This is a genomic window from Treponema lecithinolyticum ATCC 700332, assembly GCA_000468055.1.
Lineage (GTDB): Bacteria > Spirochaetota > Spirochaetia > Treponematales > Treponemataceae > Treponema_C > Treponema_C lecithinolyticum.
The window spans coordinates 110029-131759 of the sequence record KI260566.1 but is presented as its reverse complement, the minus strand read 5'-3'; the positions used below and the strand labels follow the sequence as shown (position 1 = coordinate 131759).

Genomic DNA, 21731 nt, shown 5'->3' with positions numbered 1-21731 from the left:
TTGCGTACAATCCTTGTGCAGCAGTATAGCGGTTTTGTTGTTTTTATTCTATATCTTGTATCTATAGCGATATATTTATAGAGATTGTTTCATCCGTTCTGCTAAAGATTTTTTGTATGATTCCCAATCGCTTATGGGTTTGCGTGCCAAGCCTTCTTCGCATGCAGCTTTGGCTACGGCAACGGCTTCCCATTCTATAACCCGTTTGTCGAATGGTTTGGGAACAATATATTCTTTACCGAAAGAAAAATCTCTGCCGTATGCGCTGCGTACTTCATCGGGTACGCTTTGTTTGGCAAGTTCTGCAAGCGCTTTTGCTGCAGCCATTTTCATTTTTTCCGATATCTTTTTTGCTTTTACGTCCAGAGCGCCTCTGAATATAAAAGGGAAACCGAGTACGTTATTTATTTGATTGGGAAAATCGGAGCGTCCGGTTGCCATTATAATATCGGACCGTGTTTTAACCGCTAACTCGTAACCTATTTCCGGGTTCGGGTTAGCCATGGCAAAAACGATGGGGTTTGACGCCATAGAAAGCAGCATTTCCGGTGTAACGCAATCGGCTGACGAAAGACCTGCAAATACGTCGACTCCCTTAAGCGCATCGGCAAGGGTACGATCCCCGCTGTCATCGCATGCGAACCCTGTTTTTTGTGAGTTCATTTGCGTATCGCGCCCTTTGTAAATAACACCGTTTCTGTCGCACATAACAATATTGTTTTTTTGAACGCCTGCGGCAACGAACATTTTTGCGCAGCTTATGCCCGCAGCTCCCGCGCCGTTAAATACGACTTTTACATCCTTAAGTGCTTTGCCTGCAATTTCGCATGCGTTCATAAGAGCTGCCGTACATATAATGGCGGTACCGTGCTGATCGTCGTGAAAAACGGGGATGTTGCACAATTCGATCAATTTTTGTTCTATTTCAAAACATTCGGGAGCTTTTATGTCTTCAAGGTTTATGCCGCCGAAAGTCGGTTCCATAGCTTTTACGATTTCGATGATTTTTGCAGGATCTTCGGTGTTTAATTCTATGTCGAATACGTCGATGTCGGCAAAGCGTTTAAACAAAACGCCTTTTCCTTCCATAACAGGCTTTGAAGCGAGCGCTCCTTTATTGCCCAAGCCGAGTATGGCGGTTCCGTTGGAAACAACCGCTACCAAATTTCCTTTGGAAGTATATTTATAAGCGTTTTGCGGATTTTCCGCTATTTCCAAAACAGGCTTGGCAACTCCGGGCGTGTATGCAAGCGACAAATCGTTTGCCGTAGCGCAGGGTTTACTCGGTATTACCTGTATTTTGCCCGGTTTACCGTCCATACAGTGATATGCAAGGGCTTTTTCTTTTAATTCATCCATAATATCGTCCTCCTGTTATTTTTCCCACGGGAATGTGTACGAAAGCTGCCAGCGGTTGCGCAGTTCTGTCATTTGTTTTTGCAGTGCAGGCGGAACGGGGCAGCCGTGTTCTTTTCGGTAGTTCCATGCAATCCATTCTTTTTCGCCTGCAGTGTAAATACGTTCGGCACCCGGTGCAACTTCGGAGTTACGCAGTTCGCGCATAATCGATCCTGCAATTTTTTTGAATACGTCCAGTCCGAGAAAAGCTTGGGTGTCTATTGCAATAAAAAAGTGCCCGAGCGGATAGGGGATGCGTTTGCCGTCGGAATCAAAACCGTTGAGCGCTTTTAAAAATGCACCGCCTTGCAAAGCTGCAGATAATACTTCTACGACCGTAGCGTAGCCGAAACCTTTGTAACCTGCGTTTTCTTCACCGATACCGCCGATGGGTGCGAGCGCGGCTTTGCCTTTGGTTAAGTCCACGAGCACTTGGTCGGTGTCCGTTCTGGTTTTGCCGTCGCGTCCGATTACCCAGCCTTCGGGTAGTTTTTTTCCCGCACGGCTGTACAATTCTATTTTACCGCGCTGCGATACCGACGTTGCGCAATCGAGTACAAAGGGAAATTCTTCATCGGTAGGAAAGCCTACGGTAAGCGGATTGGTGCCGAGCATGTTTTCCACGCCGAATGTCGGTGCAATTGACGGTCGTGCGTTTGTTCCGGTAATGCCTATCATACCCGCTTGAATTGCCATAAGTGAATAGTAGCCGGCAATGCCGTAGTGAGTTGAGTTTCTGACGGCGGTCATACCCATGCCGTGTTTTTTTGCTTTGTCTATAGCTATTTGCATAGCTTTTTTTGAAACGACATGCCCCATGCCGTTGTTTCCGTCGAGCACGGCGGTGGTTTCCGTTTCTTTTACAATATCGATTTTTGTTTTCGGATTTAAAATTCCTGCGTCTATTCTGTCGATATAAATAGGTTTAAGCCGTCCGATGCCGTGCGAATCGATACCTCTTTTGTCCGATTCAATTAGCACATCGCTTACGATTTGAGCGTCGCTTTCCGGAACGCCGCTTTTCATAAGGCAGTCTTTCATAAACTTTTCCATTGTTTCAAAGTTTACCCACACGCAGTCCTTGTACGCATCTTGGTACGCCATCGTTTACTCCTTTGGAAACATCCGTTTAGCAGCCGGCTGTTTCCGCTTTTATTATTGTTATGCCGCTTTGTTCGAATTCATCTCTGAGTTCTTCATCAAACGCACTGTCCGTTATCAAATAATCGATTTTTTGTACAGGGGCTATAAAAAAAGCCGTTACACAACCTATCTTTGAAGCATCCGCCGCTACAACAACAGGACCGCAGGTGCGCTCTATCATCATACGGGTTATCGCCGCTTCTTCCGAAGAAGGGGATGTTATGCCGTTTTTAAGAGTAATGCCGTCGGCACCGATAAAGGTTTTGGACACATTTAAGCGTTCTATAAGGCTTGCGGCAAAATCCCCTACGGTACATCCGGTGTGTTTGCGGTAGCGTCCGCCGATGAGTATGATTTCTGCACCAGAGCTGTTTTCCGCTTCCAGAGCGGCACGAATGTTATTGGTAACGATTTTTATTCCTGCAATTGAGGACAGTGCGCGTATAACATGAAAAGTGGTGGAACCGCTGTTTACAAATACGGTATCTCCTGCCTTTGCAAGCTCTGCGGCTTTATCGCCTATGGCAGCTTTTATTGTTTGCCGCACCGAATCTTTTTCTTTATATGAAGCTTCAGCGGTAAGGGTACGGCTTTTAACGGCGCCGCCGTGAGTGCGCACTAAGGCTCCTTCTTTTTCCAAAAGATCCAAATCGCGCCGTATGGTGATAACGGAAACATCAAAGCGTTCGGACAGCTCATCGACGCCGATAAAGCCTCTTTTTTTGATTTCCGAAAGAATGCCGGCACGTCTTCCTGCCGGGATAAGCGTTTGCGCCATATTGCCTCTTTAATTGAGTGTAACACGGCTTTGATTGTTTGTAAATGCTTGATGAACGTTTTTATTGCTTTTTTGTAATGTTTTTGATTGTTTTATGCCGGGCAGAATGCACCGCGTACAGCGACTTTTTAGCGCACGGCAATCAGCGGTACTTGCATTTCTTGCGGCGTAAGACCTGCATGATGACTTTTAAAATGGTGTGAAAGCTTGCTGTCTACCAAAGTAACGGCGGAACACGACACCGCAAGATAGTCGCCTAAAGATTGCGCCGTTGACGGGTGGGGGGATGCGACACCGAATAAGCCGATGGCAAGTACTTCGTCGCGCGAAAACAGTACAAACTCGGCGTCTTTTGTGTCGATAAGCTGCCCTGCAGCACAAAATCCGTTTGCATTGCTTTTGCCGCCTTTTGCTGTGCCGAACAGTTCGGCTGCACGAACGGTTTTAAAACAGCGTGAAAAAGCTCCGGGAAAAACGTCTTTGTATTCGCTTTTAACAAAAAAGTTTACAGCACGCGGTTCAAGCGAGGGGCGGCGTACAAGCATAGTTTCCAATTCGGGGTAGGACGTTAATTCTTTGTTTTCAACCGGAATATGACCGTGATCGGCGCTAACGAGTACGAGCGTATCCTTGGTTTGCGGATTATTTTTTAAGCGCTCGCAAAAACGGCGCACGCTGTATTCAATTTGTTTTATATGCCGCTTTACCGTACCGCTGTACGTGCCGCTTATGTGCATGCTTCTGTCCGGCTGTTCGTTGTAGCCGTATATGTATTTTGCAGATGGCAGCGTGCATAAGCGGTACGTTTCTTCAAACAAAGCGCCCTTGGTTTTTACTTTATTTGTTCCGAACTTCGATACGCTGTACGCTGCTTCAGAGCTTTGTGCGCTGTTTATTTTATCATATATGTACGTGCACGGAATTTCCCCTTTCCCGACGTGGTAGGGGGCTGCTTGGCGGATACTGTCTTTAAGCGTATTGGGAAAAAGGTTTACGTTTTTGTCTATGGACGGAAAGTACAGCGTCCAACCGAGCCATCCGTGCTCTATAGGGGTAAGTCCCGTTTCTACCGATGTAGTTGCAGCCGTTGTCGTAGGCGGGAATACCGAAGAGATTGGGCACAAAAGATGTGAGCGCAAAAAAGAAGATTCGTCAAGAAAATGAGTGAGCGCGTCCATACCCATGCCGTCAAAAAGCAGCAATACAATGTTGCGGTACGAACCGTTTTTTAAAATCTCATCTACTTCAGGTAAAGGCGGGTGTGCAGCTTGTGCTCCGAAGTGGTTTAATATGGAAGATGTTACATTAACCAGTGAATGTGTGTAATCGGGCAATAAAATCATTGCGTTAAAGTATAAAAAATATCGGCTGCGGACGCAAGTGCAAAAGCACTGAACAAGCGGTCCTACTGATAGTACAAAGTTCTGTGCGTGCGGACTGCCGTGTTGTGGCGGATAAAACAGCCGTCACAAACTGTTCGCGCAGATAAAACAGTCCGTACGCCGCCGGTATTCAAACCTTACTTTCCTACAACCGAAACACACCGGCGGATATGCGTGCCGTTTACCGCTTCATCGACCATTGCGATTGCATAATCGGCATAGCTTACCGTACTTTCCCCTGCGCCATTGCGGGTAAGCTGTTCACCTGCAAGCGTATAGCTTCCGGTGCGCTCTCCGTCAGCTTTAAAATCGAACGGCGGACACACGTACGTCCACAACACATCATTGCGTTTTTGCAGCGTCAAAAATGCATCAACTTCAGCTTGTGCAAGCGACTTAAACGCATCGGGAAAATCCGGCGTATCAATCAGCATCATCTTATGACCGGAAGCATCATTCACATACAGACAGCCCGCGCCCCCGACAACCAAAAGCCGCGTATCCGACCCGGAAAGAATATCGCACAGCTTTTTCAGCGAACTGCCGTGCTGCGAAAACGTTTCCGCCGTCCATGTACCGAACGCATCGATAAGCACATCAAACCCGCTTACATCTTCCGCCGTCAAATCAAAAAGGTCTTTTTGAATAACCTGCTGCGCCGCACTTTCATTTTTTGACCTTACAACCGCAGTAACGTCAAGCCCTCTGTCGACTGCCTCTTTTGTAATCAGCTTGCCGGCTTTTCCATTCGCACAAATAACTGCTATTTTCATCAAAACACTCCTTAGGTATATTTGCGATGCTGCATACGATGTACGATGCTGCATCTCTTGATAGAATAACAATATAGGTATATACTCGTCAAGTAAGCACTTTTTTGTGCCTTAGTATATTTTAGATACTGATATTAAAAGAAGGTAGTAGAATGATAAAAAAACAACTGCCTGAATGCGATGTTGAACTTACCGTTATGCTCATAAGCGACCGATGGAAAATACTTATTTTGCGCGACTTACTGACGGGTACAAAACGCTTCGGCGAGTTAAAAAAATCGGTGCACGGCATATCGCAAAAGGTTCTTACCGCGCATTTGCGTTCAATGGAAGCAGATGGACTTGTAAACCGCAAAGTATATGCGCAAATACCGCCACGCGTTGAATACTCGCTTACTGAAAAGGGCTGGAGTTTAAAGCCGGTTTTGAATGCAATGGCTCGATGGGGAAAAACGTACCGAAGCAGTCTTTGCAGTCTCTAAGGACTGTAGCGCACATAGGTACCCGTAAAATGAGCGGTTGCGTATTATACCGTACGATTACTGTTTACAAGCTACAAATTATCGTTCAATATTACGGAAAAAGAGGCAGCGGGTTATTTATTCACCTTTATTTTTAATCCAATAGTCGCAATCTTCATACCCATCGGCGACGGTGTGTTCTCTGTACAGAGTACCGCCGAAGTGTTCCATTACCGCTTTGTCCGTTTCGCAAAAATACGGCATCAGTTCGCCGTATCCGTTCTTTTTTGCAAAATCGGCGATGGGACACCCGATCAAATGAATGCTGATTCCTTTTTTATGATGGAGCGGGTTTATTTTCATTCCCCACGTATTGTTCCAAGAGCCGTCCGCTTTGTGCTTGTTCAGCTTTTTCGCACGAAGAGAGAAAAGCCCATGGAAAAGTTTTTGTACCAGCTTGTTGTTAAGGTTAAACCGAGAAAGTTGACCTCCTTTTTTATCGCCGATCATCATTCCGAAGCACATAGCCGTAATTTCATCCGGCGACATATTGCGATTCATACATTCATAGTACGCAAAAGCCGACAACGCACCGTAAAAATTTTTTGACATTGGGTTTTCTTTGCCGCCGATACTCGGCGCATCAAGTGCAAACTTTTCGTAAGTTGCAATAACCTTCCGGTACTTTTTTTCCGCTTCGGCCGGCGGGAATTTTTTGTTCAATTCAGCTTTGATCCAGTCTGCAGACATTTGCGGAATTTTAAAAATCGTTTTAATTGCCATTTTCATCCTCCTTTTGCATAAGAGCAACAATTCCTTTTTCATATATTTTGCCGATCAGTTCCATGCACCGGGTAATTGTTTTTCTGTCCTTGTCCGAAATGATGAGCCTGAAAAGCGTTGCGATATATTCTTCCATTAAGATTTCCATCGTTTGCGCTTTAATCGAACGGAGCGTTTTATCTTTACTGTTTTTTTCAGCTTTATTGATGTTCTTTGCGTTTTGCTCTGCAATAGTATTCAAAAAGTTTTCATACTTTGTGCCCTTTGCTCCGTTTACAATAAGTTTTACGGCATCTCGGTCGGAAATCAAAATATCAACAATCTCGCTGATATGCGGATAGTACACTTTTCCCATTCCGTGCAGCCGTTCTTTTTTCGGCAAAGTATTTATCTCATTTCGGATACGCTCAAGGATATCCGATAACCGTTTTGCCAGCGGGTCGGTAACAGCATAAAAAAGTTCTTCTTTTGAAGTAAAATACCCGTACAGAGCGCCCGGCGTAAATCCTGCTTCCGATACGATTTTTCTAAGAGGAGCTGCCTGATACCCGTATTTAAGAAAATACTTTTTTGCACTTTTAAGTATCAAGGTTTTTGTTGTCGTGTCTTCAATTGTTATCCGCTTGCGGACCGGCATTCTTGTATCCTTTAATATTACTAAGTAATATAACTTAGTAATATAATATTTGTTCCGTACAGACTTGTCAATATGGAAAAAAGCTTTTTCACATCTTACGCTTTCAAAAAATTATGCGAGAAGCGTTTAAATTATTTTATATTTATTTTTGTGCGTTCTTTGATTTTGGTTCGCATTTTTCCAAATCGATTTGTGCCAGTTTTTTGTATTCGGGACTCAGCGTATCTTGCAGCTGCGGGTCGTCATAGTACAAAAGAATTTTTTCCAAAGCGGGTTTGGCTTCTTTATAATTTTTCCGTTTAATTTTCATGTGAGCGATTTCATATTCTGCAATTACGGACGAAGCTTTGTTTTCTCCGTATACGGCTATAACCGCTTTATAGTAAAATTCTGCGGCTTTGTAATTACCCTCGTCTATTGCCGTTTGCCCTAATTGTAACAATTCAGCTTCACTTGCTTTTTCGGGAATCTCGGTCGGCACCGTTTTGCAAGAAAAAACGGACAGTACACAGGCAAAAGCCAGTGTGTGTACAATAGATAAAACCAATGCATTTTTCTTTTTTATATTCATACGTAATCCTTTGCCGTACTTTATCACGTACAAAAGTATTGTGCAATGGCTTTGCACGCTTTGTGCGGATTGCGCAGTTCTACAGCTTTAGCGCTTTGTGCCGACTCTGCAGCGGCGGCTATAGCCTTTTTTATTTTTATGCGGTATAACTACGGTACATGTTGGGCTATTTTAAAGGTATTTTTAAACTAAAATCGACTTTTATATTGCTGTATTTATCGCTGTTTTCTCTGTCGCTTTCGCTTGTGCGCATTGCGTTTACGCGCAGGCTTATGTTTTTGTTTTTAATGTGGAATTTGTTTTTGGCCTTTGTTCCGTGGCTTTTAACTTCTTTTCTGCACGTGCGCAAAATTAAAAACCGTTTATTTTTTTCGATCATTATATTTGCATGGATTATTTTTTTTCCGAATGCGCCGTATATTTTAACTGATTTAATTCATTTGGGAAAAGAAAAATCCGTACCCATTTGGTTTGATTTGATTTTGCTTCTTTCTTACGGGTTTGCCGGTCTTTTGTACGGCTTTGTCAGTTTGAATTTAATCGAAATCCGCTTAAAAGAAAAATACAAAGCTTCCGTTTGCAACGTGCTGGTATGCGTCTTGATTTATGTTTCCTGTTTCGGCATTTATATCGGCAGGTTTTTGCGCTGGAACAGTTGGAATTTGTTTACCGATTTGGACAGCATTTTTATAGATGTGTTTGCCCGCGTAAAAAATCCGGCACAGCATTTTACCACATGGGCGTTTACTTTTTTGTTCGGAACATTGCTGAATCTTATGTACTACGGTTTTAAATACGCAAATGAAAACGATTTAAACACCGTATAGAGGAGTTGTATATGGACTTACAGGGCAGAAATTTTTTAAAACTGCTTGATTTTACACCGGAAGAAATCCGCTATTTAATCGATACTGCAAAAGAGTTAAAAACTGCAAAACGTTCGGGAACGCTGCACCGGCACTTAACCGGTAAAAATATCGTATTGCTGTTTGAAAAAACATCTACACGTACCAGATGCGCTTTTGAAGTCGGTGCGATGGATTTGGGCATGGGCGTTACTTTTTTGGATCCGCAGTCGAGCCAAATGGGAAAAAAAGAAAGCATTGCCGATACTGCCCGCGTTTTGGGCAGAATGTATGACGGTATAGAATACCGCGGGTTTTCGCAAGCTGTTGTTGAGGATTTGGCTCGGTATGCCGGCGTTCCGGTATGGAACGGTTTAACCGATGAATTCCATCCGACGCAAGTTTTGGCAGATTTAATGACGGTAGAAGAAAAGTTCGGAAAACTAAAGGGCATAAACTTTACGTTTATGGGAGACGCCCGCAACAATATGGGAAATTCGTTAATGATAGGCTGTGCAAAAATGGGTTTGAATTTTACCGCATGTGCTCCCGAATCTTTGTGGCCCAAAGCCGATTTAATCGCTGAAGCAAAAAAAATTGCGTCGGAAAACGGCTGCACCCTTTTTTTTACCGAAGATGTCCATCGCGCCGCTCAAAACGCCGACGTGCTGTACACCGACGTATGGGTGTCTATGGGAGAATCCGATGACGTATGGGAAACAAGGATAAAGCTGCTGCAAAAATATCAAATAAACAAAGCGGTTATGAGCGAAGCGGGAAAACAAGCGATTTTTATGCACTGTCTTCCGTCATTCCACGATACAAAGACAAGTACGGGAGCTGACATTGCACGTAAATTCGGCATAACCGAAATGGAAGTAACCGATGAAGTGTTTGAATCGGAACAATCGGTTGTGTTTGACGAAGCCGAAAACCGTATGCATACGATAAAAGCCGTTATGTATGCTACTTTAAAACACTAATGAAAAAGCAACAAAAAACAAAAAAACGCTTGGTTGTTGCCTTGGGCGGCAATGCTTTAGGTATCAGCGTTCAAGAACAATTATTGCTTGCTTCCCGTGCAGCGCACACAATTGCGGATTTAGCCGAGCAAGGATACGAAATTATTGTAGGACACGGCAACGGTCCGCAAATAGGTTTAATCAGCGATGCGTTTGAAAAATCCGGAACCTTTATGCCGTTTCCCGAATGCGGCGCTATGTCGCAAGGATATATCGGCTATCATTTGGCGCAAACGCTGAACGCCGAATTTAAAAAACGCGCCATAGAGCGTCCCGTTGCTTGTATTATTACACAAGCGGCGGTAGACGAAAACGGCGAAGCGTTTAAAAATCCTACAAAGCCGATAGGTATTTTTTATACAAAAGAGCAAGCTCAAAAAATCGCTTTAAGTACCGGTTTTACCTTTGCAGAAGATGCCGGAAGAGGCTACCGCCGCGTCGTACCCTCGCCGCCGCCGCAAAAAATTATTGAAGCGAAAACTATACAAAACCTTGCTTCCTCGGGAACCGTCGTTATAGCGTGCGGCGGCGGCGGTATACCGGTATGCGAAACGCCCGGCGGTTCGCTGCGCGGAGTGTCTGCGGTAATCGATAAAGACCGCACATGCGCTTTGCTTGCCCTTGAAGTGCATGCCGATATGCTTATTATTTTAACCGCTGTGGAAAAAGCATATCTTAATTTTAATACGGACAAGCAAAGCGCGCTCGATACGTTAAGCGCCGCTCAAGCAAAAAAATATATAGCCGAAGGGCATTTTGCTTCAGGTTCCATGCTGCCCAAAATCGAAGCGTGCATACACTTTGTCGAAGGCGTGCGCTCAGGTTCGTCGTGCGGCGATTGCCGCACTCTTCCGTGCGCCCTTATTACGTCGCTTGAAAAAGCAAAAGAAGCTTTGGCGGGTAAAACCGGAACGTTTATAACGGCATAAACGCTTGCCTTGAATAAACAGCGCTAATGCGCTATGATATCCGCTATGAATACGGAAAAAACTGCCGTAAACGACGAAGTTTTGGAAGCTCTTTTATATCTTTCGCGCTTATCGCCGTCGGCTACGGATTTGAATACGCTTAAAAAGCAAGTCGATCAAATTGTCGAATATTTCGGAATTTTATCCGAATTCGACGACAGCGAAAATCCCTACGACGCCTATCCTGCAACGCAAGCGGATGCTCTTAGGGAAGATACGGTTGTTCATGGTCTTGATATTCCCGACGTAAAGAAAATAACAAAAGAATTTATGGACGGTTATTTCCGTGTACCGAAAGTTTTAGGCGAAGGTGCATAGTATGGAACGGTATACTGTAGCGTCGGCTGTGCGTGCTGTAAAAGAGGGAACACTTACAAGCGAACGTTTGGTACAAAACTGTATCGACGCTTTTGAAAACGATAAAAAAACGCAAACGCCTTTAAACGCGTTTTTGGAATTGTACGAAGACGCGCTTTCCAATGCAAAAAACTGCGATGCGCTATGCGCTCAAGCGCGAAAAGAGGGCACTCAAGCGCTGGAACGTTTGTTTGAACAAAAACCGCTTTTGGGTATTCCATTCGGCGTAAAAGACAATATTTCGGTAAAAGGTAAAAACTTAACTTGTGCGAGCCGTATTTTGGAAGGCTATAAAGCGCCTTACGATGCGACGGTTATACGGCGCTTAATCGAAGCCGGAGCTGTTCCCGTAGGGCGGTGCAATCAAGATGAATTTGCTATGGGTTCTTCCACCGAATACTCCGCGTACGGACCGACGCGCAACCCCGTCGATACAAGCTACGTTGCAGGAGGCTCTTCCGGGGGCTCTGCTGCCGTAGTGTCGTGGGGAGCGGTTCCTTTTGCATTAGGTACGGAAACCGGCGGCTCGGTGCGCTTGCCTGCCTCTTATTGCGGCGTGTACGGTTTAAAACCGACATACGGTCTTTTAAGTCGCTGGGGCGTTGTCGCATTCGGCAGTTCTTTAGATCAAGTAGGAATTTTCGGCACTACACCCGACGATATCGCTTTACCTTTAAGCGTTATGGCTGGAAAAGATTTTTACGACGACACATCGATTGATTTTCCTGATGCGCACAATTTGCGTTTTTCTTGCGCAGCGTTTACCGATTCGCAATTTAAAAGCCTAAAAGTTGCCATCCCGCGCCAATTTATACAAGCGCAAGGACTTGAAAACGAAGTTGCTTGCGTATTCGATAAAGTAAAAAACTGGCTTGTGCAAAAAGGCGCGCATGTCGATATAGTCGATCTTCCCGTTTTGGATGCATCCATTGCTTGCTATTACGTTATAGCGCTTAGCGAAGCTGCAAGTAATTTAAGCCGCTTTGACGGCATACGTTACGGAAAGCGCAAAGACCCGGGTGAAGGCTACGATGAACTGTACGTGCAAACCAGAAGCGACGGTTTCGGCGCCGAAGTAAAGCGGCGTATCGTTATCGGAAACTATGTGCTTTCCGAACAATTTTCCGGTTCTTGCTACAAAAAAGCGATGAGCGTAAGAGCGCGCATACAGCGCGATATTGCCCGCTTGTATGAAAATTATAACTGTATTATATGCCCGACCAGTCCTACTGCAGCTTTTAAACTCGGGCAAAAAATCGATAATCCTATGGCAATGTATTTATCCGATATGTTTACGATTTTTGTAAACCTCAGCCGCACCGCTTCAATAAGCGTGCCTGCGGGTAAAACATCCGAGGATCTTCCCGTCGGTGTTCAGTTTGCAGGACCTATGCTTTCCGAAGCGCGTTTGTTGTCTTTAGCGCAATCTTGGCATACCGATTGTGCACGGGAGGAAAAATGAGCATAGAACGCTACCGTGTTGTTATCGGCTGTGAAATACACTGTCAGCTTACCACTAAAACCAAAGCTTTTTGTGCGTGTGAAAACCGTTACGGCGGTATGCCCGACACCCGCGTGTGTCCCGTGTGTTTGGGACTTCCCGGAGCTATGCCGCGTGTAAGCAAAGGCTATGTGCAAATGGGTGTTATTGCAGGAAAGGCGCTTAACTGTTCGATTGCCCGTTTTACTAAATTCGACCGCAAGCATTATTTTTATCCGGATTTAACCAAGGGCTATCAAATAACCCAGTACGACATTCCCCTGTGCACATCAGGTTATGTGGATATTCCCTACCGCAACTTAAGCGAAGAAAGCCGTCCCGGCGGAAAAAATCATTATGCATATAATTTTGCCGGAGAAAACAGCGATGTGGACGGATTATATAAACGCATACGGGTTGAACGCATTCACTTGGAAGAAGATGTCGGAAAAAGTTTGCACTTGGAAGGCAATTACAGCTACATCGATTACAACCGCTCAGGTACTCCGCTGATTGAAATTGTTACCAAACCCGATATGAATTCTCCCGAAGAAGCGGCGCTGTTTATGCAAACGGTTCAAGAGATTTTGCGCTATGTAAACGTTACCAACGGTAATTTGGAAGAAGGCAATATGAGGTGCGACGCCAACATCAATTTAACGGTGTGGGAAAACGGCACGGAATACCATACGCCCATTTCCGAAATCAAAAACCTAAACTCTTTCCGCTCGATAAAGGATGCGTGTGCTTACGAAATAAAACGCCAGCTTGCCGAATTCGAAACGAACAGACAGGAATTCAATGCAGGGTATAAAAATACCATGGGCTGGGATGAAGTAAAAGGCGAAACGGTTATTCAGCGTACTAAAAATTCATTTGTGGATTACCGCTTTGTTGTTGAACCGGATATAAAGCCGTTCAGTCTTTCCGAAGAATTTATTTCGGAAGCTGCAAGCCAAGTAGGAGAGCTTCCGGAAGCAAAGCGCACACGCTTTAAAAAGGAATATGGTCTTGCCGATTTTGACGCCCAAACGCTCACTTCTTCGCGCTCCATTGCGCTGTGGTTTGAGCAAGCAGCTGCTTTATCCAAAGACGTTAAAAAAACGGCTAATTGGATTTTAGCCGAACTTTTGGCAGTGCTTAATCAAAAAGAAATCGGCATAGATGAAGTCGGTATCGACCCTGCTCATATAGCCTCGTTGGTAAATGCCGTTTGCGATAAAAAAATAACCGGAAAACAAGCTAAAGAAGTTTTTGCCTGTATGATTGAAAGCGGTAAAATGCCGGATTTGATAATTGCGGAAAAAGGGATGAGCGTTGTTTCGGATAATGCCGAAATAGAGCGTTTGATACGTGAAGTCCTTGAACAAAATGAGCGGGCAATAGCCGATTATAAATCGGGAAAGTCGAATGCGTTCGGCTGGCTTATGGGACAAGTTATGAAACAATCAAGCGGAAAAGCAAATCCTGCTTCCGCTTCCGCGCTTTTAAAAGCCGAATTGGATAAACGGTAAAGCGTTTATGCATGAAAATACCGAGTGGTATAAAGCTGAATTTATAAAACGCTTCGGCGCGGTTACGCGTGCGCGCGGCTGTTATTTGTATACGCAAAAAGGTGTGCGCGTTACGGACTTGTACCGCGAAAACGCTCATGCGCTGTTGGGGTGGGGGAGTGAAGGCGGCAAAGCGTTTCGCGTATTAAAAAATACGATAGACCGCGGACAAACCGGCTCGTTTCCGACTGTGTACGAAAAAGCGTTTGAAAAAGCTGCGCTTTCGCTTGTGAGCGGTTATACGCATGCGCGCTGGTTTTTTTCAAAACAAACCTTACTAAACGCGCTTTTACCTTATGCAAAAAATTGTACCCGATGGAACCCTTGGGCAATCGGTTCCGCCGCAGGCGATACAAATGCAAGTACTGCAACGGACGGCGCGCACGCCGTGTTTTTTCCGGCTCCCTTGCCCTTTGCCCAAGCAGGCTATATCGCTTTGTTTTCCGATGCTTTTTCCGGCGCGCATACTCAAGCAAACGTACCGTCCATACCGGCAAGCGAAGCTTGCTCTGCGGCATTTTTTAATGCGCTCAGCCGCGCGCTGTATGATTTAAAGCGCTTTTGCAGCGAATATACTGAAAAAGATTTTTCGGCTTTTGACGATGTGCTTTTGCTTTATTTTAAACGCTGCGGCCCCTATCTTACGCCGGTTACAGATAAAAAAAACTACCGATCATTTGTACTGCACTGTCTTGACTGTGCTTTGCTTGTTTCTCCTTTGTACGAAGAAAATTCAATAATTCCATTCGGTGCAAATCCGGGCGATTTTATAAAATTAAAACGAAATCCTTTTGTATAGCAAGGCGGAGGTACGTATGGTTTATACTGATATGATTTTATATGTAATAAAATTAGTGCTCGGCGGTACTGCCGCTTTTTTAGCCATTATGTTAGGCTCCAAAACGCGGGATGCGGCATGGATAATGCTTGTCGCCGGCACCCTTATCGGTTATGCCGGTCTTATATACGATATGCTGTGTATATTCGGCATTATCGATCCGGTTTCGGTGCTTCCGTTTAGCGCAGCCGGCATACCGCCCATTTCTTTATTTTTTGCTGTTGTACCGCCGCTTTTTTTTATAAGCGCTTTTTTAATTGTAATTAAGCGCAAGCGCTTATAAAACTTTGTGCGCCGTATTAAGTACTAAAACTTATTCGTACAAAAAGCAGGCGATTTGATGGTCGGTACCGCCTGTTCCCTTTTGTTTTAATACCGGCTGTTTTGTTTTACAGCATTCCATTCTGTTCGGACAGCGGTCGTAAAAATAACAGCCCGGTCTTTGTTTATCGGGGGCGGGAACGTCTCCGGTTAAAATAATGCGCTGGCGTTTTGCTTCAATTTCGGGGTCCGGTATGGGAGCTGCCGAAAGCAAAGCCTTTGTGTACGGGTGCAAAGGGTTAGCATACAAATCTTTGTAATCGCTTATTTCTACGATTTTACCTAAATACATAACGGCAATGCGGTCGGAAATATATTGAATAACCGCCAAGTCGTGGGCAATAAACAAATAGGTAAGCCCCATTTCTTTTTGCACGTCTTTGAACAAGTTTAAAATCTGTGCTTGAATGGACACGTCCAAAGCGGATACCGGCTCGTCTGCCAAAATAAGGCGCGGGCTGAGCGCTAAAGAGCGGGCAATTCCTATTCTTTGGCGCTGACCGCCTGAAAACTCGTGCGGATAGCGGTTTTTAAAAAACTTTGAAAGCCCGACTAATTCCATCAAGTGTTCCACGCGTGCATCGATTTCCCGATCCGTCATTTCGATAATACCGCGCTGTTTATAGATATACAACGGCTCTGCAATAATCGATGCGGTAGTCATTCTGGGGTTAAGCGAAGCGTAGGGGTCTTGAAATACCATTTGTATGTTTTTGCGCGCTTCCAAAAGTTCGGTTTTGCGCATTTTTGTTAAATCTTTACCGTTAAAAATAACTTCGCCGAATGTGGGTTTATATAATTGAGCGACTGCGCGTGCAACGGTAGACTTTCCGCAGCCGGATTCTCCTACCAAGCCGAGTGTTTCGCCCTTTTTTAGCGTAAAATTGACGCCGTCTACGGCATATACGTAATTCTTTTTTCCGCCGAACAAGCCGCTTGCGCCTGCGGAAAAATGCATTTTAAGATCTTTTACTTCAAGCAGGTTTTGCATTACGGCCTCCCCTTATTTTCAGATTGCTGTGCATACAGCCAGCACGATGCGCAATGTCCGTTGCCGAAATCGCTCAGCGGCGGATAAGCTTTTTTGCATATATCCATCGTTTGTCCGCAGCGCGGAAAAAACGGACAGCACGGCGGTAAATCAATAACATTGGGCGGCTGTCCCGGAATTGAATACAAGCGATCCGAATTTTCTTTGTCCAAACGCGGTACCGATTGTATTAACCCGCGCGTATACGGGTGTTTGGGTTCTCTAAAAATATCTTTTGTGTTTCCGCGCTCTACTACGCGTCCGGCATACATAACGCAAATAGTATCGCACATGCCGGCAACTACTCCCAGAGAGTGGGTAATCATAATAACTGCCGTTCCTAAACGAACGGATAACTCTTGCATAAGCTCTATAATTTGCGCTTGTATGGTTACATCCAAAGCTGAAGTCGGCTCATCCGCTATCAGAATTTCCGGATTGCACGAAAGCCCCATAGCAATCATAACGCGCTGTCTCATTCCGCCTGAAAATTGGTGCGGGTAATTATCTATGCGTTTTTCGGGTGCGGGAATACCGGCTAATTTAAGCATCTCTATAGCTTTTTCTTTTGCCGTTTTTTTATCCAGCTTTTGGTGCAATACGATTGTTTCAATCATTTGCGTGGAAATGCGCAAAAACGGGTTAAGGCTGGACATAGGGTCCTGAAATATCATCGATATTTTATTGCCGCGGATGTTTTGAATTTGCTTTTCGTTCATTTGCAGCAAATCTTCTCCGTGGAACAATACTTGCCCGCCGACGATTTTCCCGGGCGGATTGGGAATTAAGTTCATAATTGAAAGATTGGTAACGCTTTTTCCCGAGCCGGATTCACCGACAATCCCCATTGTTTCGCCTTTGTGTAAGTCAAACGTAATACCGTCTACCGCTTTTACGACTCCTTCGTCGGTATTAAAATATGTTTTTAAGTCTTTTACTTGTAAAATAACTTCGCTGCTGTTTGTGTGTTTGTTCATGCTCATCCGCCTTACACTTTGTTTTTGCTTTGCGGGTCAAAGGAATCCCGTAAACCGTCGCCTAAAAAATTCATGGCGAATAAAAAGACGGTCATTATAATTGCGGGAACCAATAAAAGCCACGGGTACAATTCCATAGATTTTACACCGTCGGCAACTAAAGAGCCCCACGAAGCTAGCGGCGCGGAAACGCCCAAGCCTAAAAACGACAAAAAACTTTCGCTCATAATAAATGACGGCAAAGAAAGCGTAGAATATACGATAATAATGCCGAGCGTATTGGGCAGTAAATGCCTAAAAATAATACGGTTCGGACTTGCTCCCATAGAGCGGGCAGCTTCAACAAATTCCGAATTTTTAAGACTGATTATTTGACCGCGTACAACGCGTGCAACCGTCAGCCACGATACCAATGCAATGGCTATAAACAAAATAAAGATGTTACGTCCTAAAATCGCCATCATAATAATAACGATAAGCATATACGGTAAGCCGTACATAATGTCTACAAAGCGCATCAATGCGTTATCTATCCAGCCGCCGGCATATCCTGCTACCGCTCCCAATATAACGCCGATAATAAGCGCCGTTATTGTGCCTAAAAGTCCTATAGCTATGGAAATACGCCCTCCGTAAATAATGCGCGAAAGTACGTCCCGTCCCAAGCTGTCGGTGCCTAAAATATAATGCCGTTGGTGTATGGGCTTCGTTTTTACATCCTGTTCCATTGCTGCAAGCATATCTTTTTCCTGCTGGGTGTATTCGCTGCGTTTTTCTTTTGCCATTGTTTTGGCTAACGACGCTTTGGTTTGTGCAATCATAACAACCCCTGCCGGTTTAAAAGAGGGCGGCAGATAAATATGGTCTAAAAACTGCTGTTCATAAGGATATAAGGGTAAAAGCGGTGCAAACAGCGAAACTGCAATATATATTCCAACGATATACAAACCTGCTAAAGCCATTTTATTTTTTTTAAGTCTTTTCCACGCATCGTCCCAAAGAGAAACGGGTTTCATAACCTGATTAAATTCGTTAACTGCTTGTTCGGTATTTTTTTTGCGTAAAAACATCGAAAGCCTCCTATTTATACGAAATGCGCGGATCCAAAAGGCCGTATATGATGTCGACGATTAAATTCATGACGATTAAAATAAACGAGTATACGATAACGGTTCCCATAATGAGCGTATAATCTCTGTTTAAAGCCGATTTTACAAAAAAGTTTCCCAAGCCGGGCACCAAAAATATTTGTTCAACAACAACTGAACCGGTAACGATACCGGCAAAAGCGGGACCCAAATAACTTACTACGGGAAGCAGAGCGCCTTTAAGTACGTGCCGCCAAATAACGGCGGATTGTTTTAAACCTTTTGCGCGTGCGGTACGGATATAATCCGAGCGCAGAATTTCCAAAATACTCGCACGGCTTAAGCGGGCAATATAAGCAAAATACGGAAACGCCAGCGTTACGGCAGGCATAATCAGCGTTTTTAATCCTGCACGTCCGGTTATCCAGCCGGAAGTCGGCAGCCATTGCAGCTTCATTGCAAATACAAGCATAAATACCGGTCCTACAACAAATAACGGAACCGATATACCGATAACGGCTGCAGACATTGCCGTGTAGTCGGCTGCCGAATTTTGATTGAGTGCCGATACAACGCCGACGGCAATACCGAACAGCAGTGCAAGGGCGAGAGAAGTTACGCCTAAAATAAGTGAATTGGGCAAACTGACGGCTATTAATTCGTTTACGCTGTAGTCTTTATTTTTAAAAGAGGGACCAAGTTCGCCGCGTAAAACGTCGCCCATATAACGAAGGTATTGTTTAAACAGCGGTTCATCCATGTGATATTTTTTTAAAAGATTTTGCATTACCTCCGGCGTAACTTTTTTTTCGCTGGAAAAAGGCCCTCCGGGGGCTAAGCGGATTAAAAAAAAGCTGAGGGTAATAATTAAAAACATCGTCGGAATCAAACCCAGTATCCGGCGAAATATAAATCTTCCCATGTTTGCCTCTGTTTTATGATGGTGTTTTCAAACAAAAGTCGGGGGCGCCTTAAAAGACTGCCGCTTTACGGCTGTTTTTAGGCACCTCCGACCGATTACATATACGCTTTCGGTGCGCTTATTTTTTCTTTAAACCTACCCACGGGTGGACATCCATTGTGTTGACATACCAGCCGTCCCATTTGGACAAGTCTATCATGTTGTTCGATACATAATAATAGAAAGGAATTATAGCTTGGTCGCGACCTATCAGCATTTCTTCCGCTTGTACAAGCAGTTTCATGCGTTCGGCTCCCGAAGGCATAGTCGTTGCTTTTTTGAGCATAGCATCGTATTCAGGATTTTCATAGCGGCCATCGTTGTTTCCGCCGCCGGTAAGGAACATTTCCAAAAAGTTCGACGGATCCTGATAGTCGCCTACCCAACCTGCGCGGGCAATTTCAAAGTCGTTTGCCTGCCTTTTTTCGATAAACGTAGCCCATTCCAAGTTTGCAAGTTCAACATCGATGTTCAAATTCGTTTTCCACTGCTGTTGTACGAATTCGGCTATCTTTTTGTGAGCTTCTTGCGTGTTGTAAATAATGGTCATTTTCGGAAAACCTTTTCCGCCCGGATAACCGGCATCGGCAAGCAGTTTTTTTGCTTCATCCGGATTATAAGCGCTTCCTTTCGGCGGAGTATAACCTGCCATAGGGGGAGTAAGCGCTGTTGCCGGAACTTCACCGCCGCGCCGTACTTTTTCAACCAATTCTTTGCGGTCGAAAGCCATTGCCAGCGCTTTGCGTACGCGCACATCCTTTAACACCGGATTGTTCAGGTTTAAAAAGTAATAGTAGCTTGAAAGCTGCGGTGCAACTTGGTAATCGTCGCGCAGTTTTACTTCATCCATCATTTCAAGCGGAACTACCGGATCCCAGTCCAATTCGCCGCTTTTGTATTTTTGATACGAAGTAATTTCGTTTTCAATCGGCAGCATGGTTAAGCGCGAAATAAAAACATTGTCTTTGTTCCAATACTTTGCGTTCGGTACTAAAGTGATTTTATCTTGCGGTATCCAGCTTTCCAGCACAAAAGGACCGTTTCCGACAAAGTTTTTGGGTTTAATCCAGTCTTTGCCGTTTTTTTGAATTGCGTGTAAGGGAAGCGGAGCAAAAGAATAGTGAGCCATCATGTCGACCGCATAGGGGATGGGACCGGTTAAAGTTACTTCAAAGGTTTTTTCGTCCACAGCGCGAATGCCGACCGCTTCTTTACCGGCTTTGCCTGCATTGTAGTCTTCGGCTCCTTTAATAACTTGAGCCGGCATATACGCATATTTTGCCGCCGTTTCCGGAGACAGGTAGTACAGCCATGAATCCACAAATGTTTGAGCCGTGATTTTTACACCGTCGCTCCACGTGCAGTCGCGCAGTTTAAAAGTAATCACATCTTGTGAGTCGCTGCGGCTCCAGCTTTCGGCAACACCCGGGATGGGGAGGCTTGTTTTGGGATCGTAAGATACCAAACCCTCAAACAGCGCCATATACAAGCGGTGTTCGGGAACGCCTTCAATTTGCGACGGGTCTAAAGACTGCGGTTCGGTTGCATTGTTAAAGACGAATTCCGCACCTTTTGCGGAAGTCCCCTTTGAACAGCCGATTGCGGTTAAAAGCAGTGCGGCTAAAAGTGCCGAAGCTGCCGTAACACAAATCATTTTTTTCATACGGATCCTCCTGAAAAAAAAACAATGCACTCATTCTATCGTACATTTGTTTCTATTTCAAGTAATAAACGGCTTTTTTTGCCTTAAAAACGACATTTTTTTTAATAAAAATGTTTTTTTTTAGCCGCACTTAAGATGGGTTTTTATACATTTTTGACTCATTGTATCTATGCTATTGATACGCAGCGGTTTTTTGTATATAGTTATTTTTAAGAGGAGATATTTTATGTCTGTATCAAAAAAAACATTGGGCGGCATTGTGCTTCAGCTTGCACTTGCACTTTTTTTAATTGTATCCGGAATTTTAACGCTACAGCTTAACGGAAGCTTTTGGGGAAAGCTGCAAGTCGGTATCAGCGGTAACGAAGTTGTTTCGGCGGTACGCAGTCTTTTAAAAGGCGATCCTGCAAACGTTGTAATCATTGTATTGGGCGTGTGCGAATTGATTGCCGGTATATTTTTGCTGGCAAACTTTTTTGTGGAAACCGGAAAAATATCAAACACCTTTATCTTTGTGATCATCATTATGTGGCTGATTATTGTTGCACTGACCGATGTTATGGGGCAGGGCGGACTTTTGCACGGAGCTTTTTCTTCGGTAGGAGCGTGTTTGTCGTTTTTGAAAAATCTTTCCGGACATTTATTGGTGCTCGGCGCGTTATTTACCGTGTGGAAAAATTAATACTTATATTCGGCATTTTA

At 44.5% G+C, this 21731-nt stretch carries 23 protein-coding genes; 10 read left to right on the top strand and 13 right to left on the bottom strand.

Features of this window, described 5'->3' with window-relative positions; translation table 11 throughout:
- Nucleotides 1-75: 75 nt before the first annotated feature.
- The 5 genes from HMPREF9193_RS07220 to HMPREF9193_RS07200 form a co-directional block, all read right to left on the bottom strand.
- Nucleotides 76-1359: a malic enzyme-like NAD(P)-binding protein gene (locus HMPREF9193_RS07220; protein WP_021687444.1), complete on the bottom strand. Its 1284-nt coding sequence runs from the start codon at nucleotides 1357-1359 to the stop codon at nucleotides 76-78.
- Between the two features lie 15 nt (nucleotides 1360-1374).
- Nucleotides 1375-2502 carry an Ldh family oxidoreductase gene (locus HMPREF9193_RS07215; RefSeq protein ID WP_021687443.1) on the bottom strand — a complete coding sequence of 376 codons (1128 nt, stop codon included), beginning with the start codon at nucleotides 2500-2502 and terminating at the stop codon, nucleotides 1375-1377.
- A gap of 25 nt (nucleotides 2503-2527) precedes the next feature.
- Nucleotides 2528-3319: a DeoR/GlpR family DNA-binding transcription regulator gene (locus HMPREF9193_RS07210; protein WP_021687442.1), complete on the bottom strand. Its 792-nt coding sequence runs from the start codon at nucleotides 3317-3319 to the stop codon at nucleotides 2528-2530.
- 128 nt (nucleotides 3320-3447) lie between these two features.
- Complete coding sequence (locus HMPREF9193_RS07205) at nucleotides 3448-4662, bottom strand: alkaline phosphatase family protein (protein WP_021687441.1); 1215 nt, start codon at nucleotides 4660-4662, stop codon at nucleotides 3448-3450.
- Nucleotides 4663-4838: 176 nt separating this feature from the next.
- Complete coding sequence (locus HMPREF9193_RS07200; RefSeq protein WP_211227775.1) at nucleotides 4839-5477, bottom strand: NAD(P)-dependent oxidoreductase; 639 nt, start codon at nucleotides 5475-5477, stop codon at nucleotides 4839-4841.
- A 149-nt stretch (nucleotides 5478-5626) separates the two neighbouring features.
- Here HMPREF9193_RS07200 and HMPREF9193_RS07195 point away from each other — a divergent pair, with 149 nt between their 5' ends.
- Nucleotides 5627-5956: a winged helix-turn-helix transcriptional regulator gene (locus HMPREF9193_RS07195; protein ID WP_021687439.1), complete on the top strand. Its 330-nt coding sequence runs from the start codon at nucleotides 5627-5629 to the stop codon at nucleotides 5954-5956.
- Nucleotides 5957-6073: 117 nt separating this feature from the next.
- On the opposite strand, the gene HMPREF9193_RS07190 is transcribed toward HMPREF9193_RS07195, so the two are convergent.
- The 3 genes from HMPREF9193_RS07190 to HMPREF9193_RS07180 form a co-directional block, all read right to left on the bottom strand.
- The gene (locus HMPREF9193_RS07190; RefSeq protein ID WP_211227774.1) at nucleotides 6074-6718 is read right to left on the bottom strand and encodes an L-2-amino-thiazoline-4-carboxylic acid hydrolase; all 645 of its coding nucleotides are present in this window, start codon (nucleotides 6716-6718) and stop codon (nucleotides 6074-6076) included.
- Entirely contained in the window at nucleotides 6708-7355 is a 648-nt protein-coding gene (locus tag HMPREF9193_RS07185) for a TetR/AcrR family transcriptional regulator (protein ID WP_021687437.1), read from the bottom strand. The genes HMPREF9193_RS07190 and HMPREF9193_RS07185 overlap by 11 nt, the downstream gene beginning before the upstream one ends.
- Nucleotides 7356-7497: 142 nt before the next feature.
- A complete protein-coding gene (locus tag HMPREF9193_RS07180) occupies nucleotides 7498-7926 on the bottom strand; it encodes an outer membrane protein assembly factor BamD (protein WP_021687436.1) in 429 nt (142 codons plus the stop codon).
- A gap of 158 nt (nucleotides 7927-8084) precedes the next feature.
- Between HMPREF9193_RS07180 and HMPREF9193_RS07175 the strand changes: the two genes are divergently transcribed.
- The 8 genes from HMPREF9193_RS07175 to HMPREF9193_RS07140 are packed head-to-tail and all read left to right on the top strand — an operon-like array spanning nucleotide 8085 to nucleotide 15272.
- On the top strand, nucleotides 8085-8753 hold the full coding sequence (locus tag HMPREF9193_RS07175; protein WP_021687434.1) for a DUF1361 domain-containing protein: 669 nt from the start codon (nucleotides 8085-8087) through the stop codon (nucleotides 8751-8753).
- Nucleotides 8754-8764: 11 nt separating this feature from the next.
- A complete protein-coding gene (gene argF / locus HMPREF9193_RS07170) occupies nucleotides 8765-9754 on the top strand; it encodes an ornithine carbamoyltransferase (protein WP_021687433.1) in 990 nt (329 codons plus the stop codon).
- Nucleotides 9754-10722 (top strand): carbamate kinase, encoded by a 969-nt coding sequence (locus HMPREF9193_RS07165; RefSeq protein WP_021687432.1) that lies wholly within the window; start codon nucleotides 9754-9756, stop codon nucleotides 10720-10722. Before argF ends, HMPREF9193_RS07165 begins: the two co-directional genes overlap by 1 nt.
- Before the next feature lie 45 nt (nucleotides 10723-10767).
- Entirely contained in the window at nucleotides 10768-11079 is a 312-nt protein-coding gene (gene gatC, locus HMPREF9193_RS07160) for an Asp-tRNA(Asn)/Glu-tRNA(Gln) amidotransferase subunit GatC (RefSeq protein WP_040847857.1), read from the top strand.
- A gap of 1 nt (nucleotide 11080) precedes the next feature.
- Nucleotides 11081-12580, top strand: a complete 1500-nt coding sequence (gene gatA / locus HMPREF9193_RS07155; RefSeq protein ID WP_021687430.1) for an Asp-tRNA(Asn)/Glu-tRNA(Gln) amidotransferase subunit GatA — start codon at nucleotides 11081-11083, stop codon at nucleotides 12578-12580.
- Nucleotides 12577-14112, top strand: coding sequence for an Asp-tRNA(Asn)/Glu-tRNA(Gln) amidotransferase subunit GatB (gene gatB, locus HMPREF9193_RS07150; RefSeq protein ID WP_021687429.1), 1536 nt, complete (start codon nucleotides 12577-12579; stop codon nucleotides 14110-14112). The genes gatA and gatB overlap by 4 nt, the downstream gene beginning before the upstream one ends.
- Before the next feature lie 7 nt (nucleotides 14113-14119).
- Nucleotides 14120-14950 carry a hypothetical protein gene (locus tag HMPREF9193_RS07145; RefSeq protein WP_021687428.1) on the top strand — a complete coding sequence of 277 codons (831 nt, stop codon included), beginning with the start codon at nucleotides 14120-14122 and terminating at the stop codon, nucleotides 14948-14950.
- A gap of 16 nt (nucleotides 14951-14966) precedes the next feature.
- Nucleotides 14967-15272 carry a hypothetical protein gene (locus HMPREF9193_RS07140; RefSeq protein ID WP_021687427.1) on the top strand — a complete coding sequence of 102 codons (306 nt, stop codon included), beginning with the start codon at nucleotides 14967-14969 and terminating at the stop codon, nucleotides 15270-15272.
- Nucleotides 15273-15302: 30 nt separating this feature from the next.
- Here the strand turns inward: HMPREF9193_RS07140 and HMPREF9193_RS07135 are convergent, their stop codons facing one another.
- From HMPREF9193_RS07135 to HMPREF9193_RS07115, 5 genes are all read right to left on the bottom strand, one after another.
- The gene (locus tag HMPREF9193_RS07135; protein WP_021687426.1) at nucleotides 15303-16301 is read right to left on the bottom strand and encodes an ABC transporter ATP-binding protein; all 999 of its coding nucleotides are present in this window, start codon (nucleotides 16299-16301) and stop codon (nucleotides 15303-15305) included.
- Complete coding sequence (locus HMPREF9193_RS07130; RefSeq protein WP_021687425.1) at nucleotides 16301-17317, bottom strand: ABC transporter ATP-binding protein; 1017 nt, start codon at nucleotides 17315-17317, stop codon at nucleotides 16301-16303. The genes HMPREF9193_RS07135 and HMPREF9193_RS07130 overlap by 1 nt, the downstream gene beginning before the upstream one ends.
- An 11-nt stretch (nucleotides 17318-17328) precedes the next feature.
- Complete coding sequence (locus HMPREF9193_RS07125; protein ID WP_021687424.1) at nucleotides 17329-18387, bottom strand: ABC transporter permease; 1059 nt, start codon at nucleotides 18385-18387, stop codon at nucleotides 17329-17331.
- A gap of 10 nt (nucleotides 18388-18397) precedes the next feature.
- Nucleotides 18398-19327 (bottom strand): oligopeptide ABC transporter permease OppB, encoded by a 930-nt coding sequence (oppB, locus tag HMPREF9193_RS07120; protein ID WP_021687423.1) that lies wholly within the window; start codon nucleotides 19325-19327, stop codon nucleotides 18398-18400.
- Between the two features lie 118 nt (nucleotides 19328-19445).
- Nucleotides 19446-21029 (bottom strand): peptide ABC transporter substrate-binding protein, encoded by a 1584-nt coding sequence (locus tag HMPREF9193_RS07115; protein WP_021687422.1) that lies wholly within the window; start codon nucleotides 21027-21029, stop codon nucleotides 19446-19448.
- Nucleotides 21030-21255: 226 nt separating this feature from the next.
- Between HMPREF9193_RS07115 and HMPREF9193_RS07110 the strand changes: the two genes are divergently transcribed.
- Nucleotides 21256-21711, top strand: coding sequence for a hypothetical protein (locus HMPREF9193_RS07110; protein ID WP_040847856.1), 456 nt, complete (start codon nucleotides 21256-21258; stop codon nucleotides 21709-21711).
- Nucleotides 21712-21731: the final 20 nt, after the last annotated feature.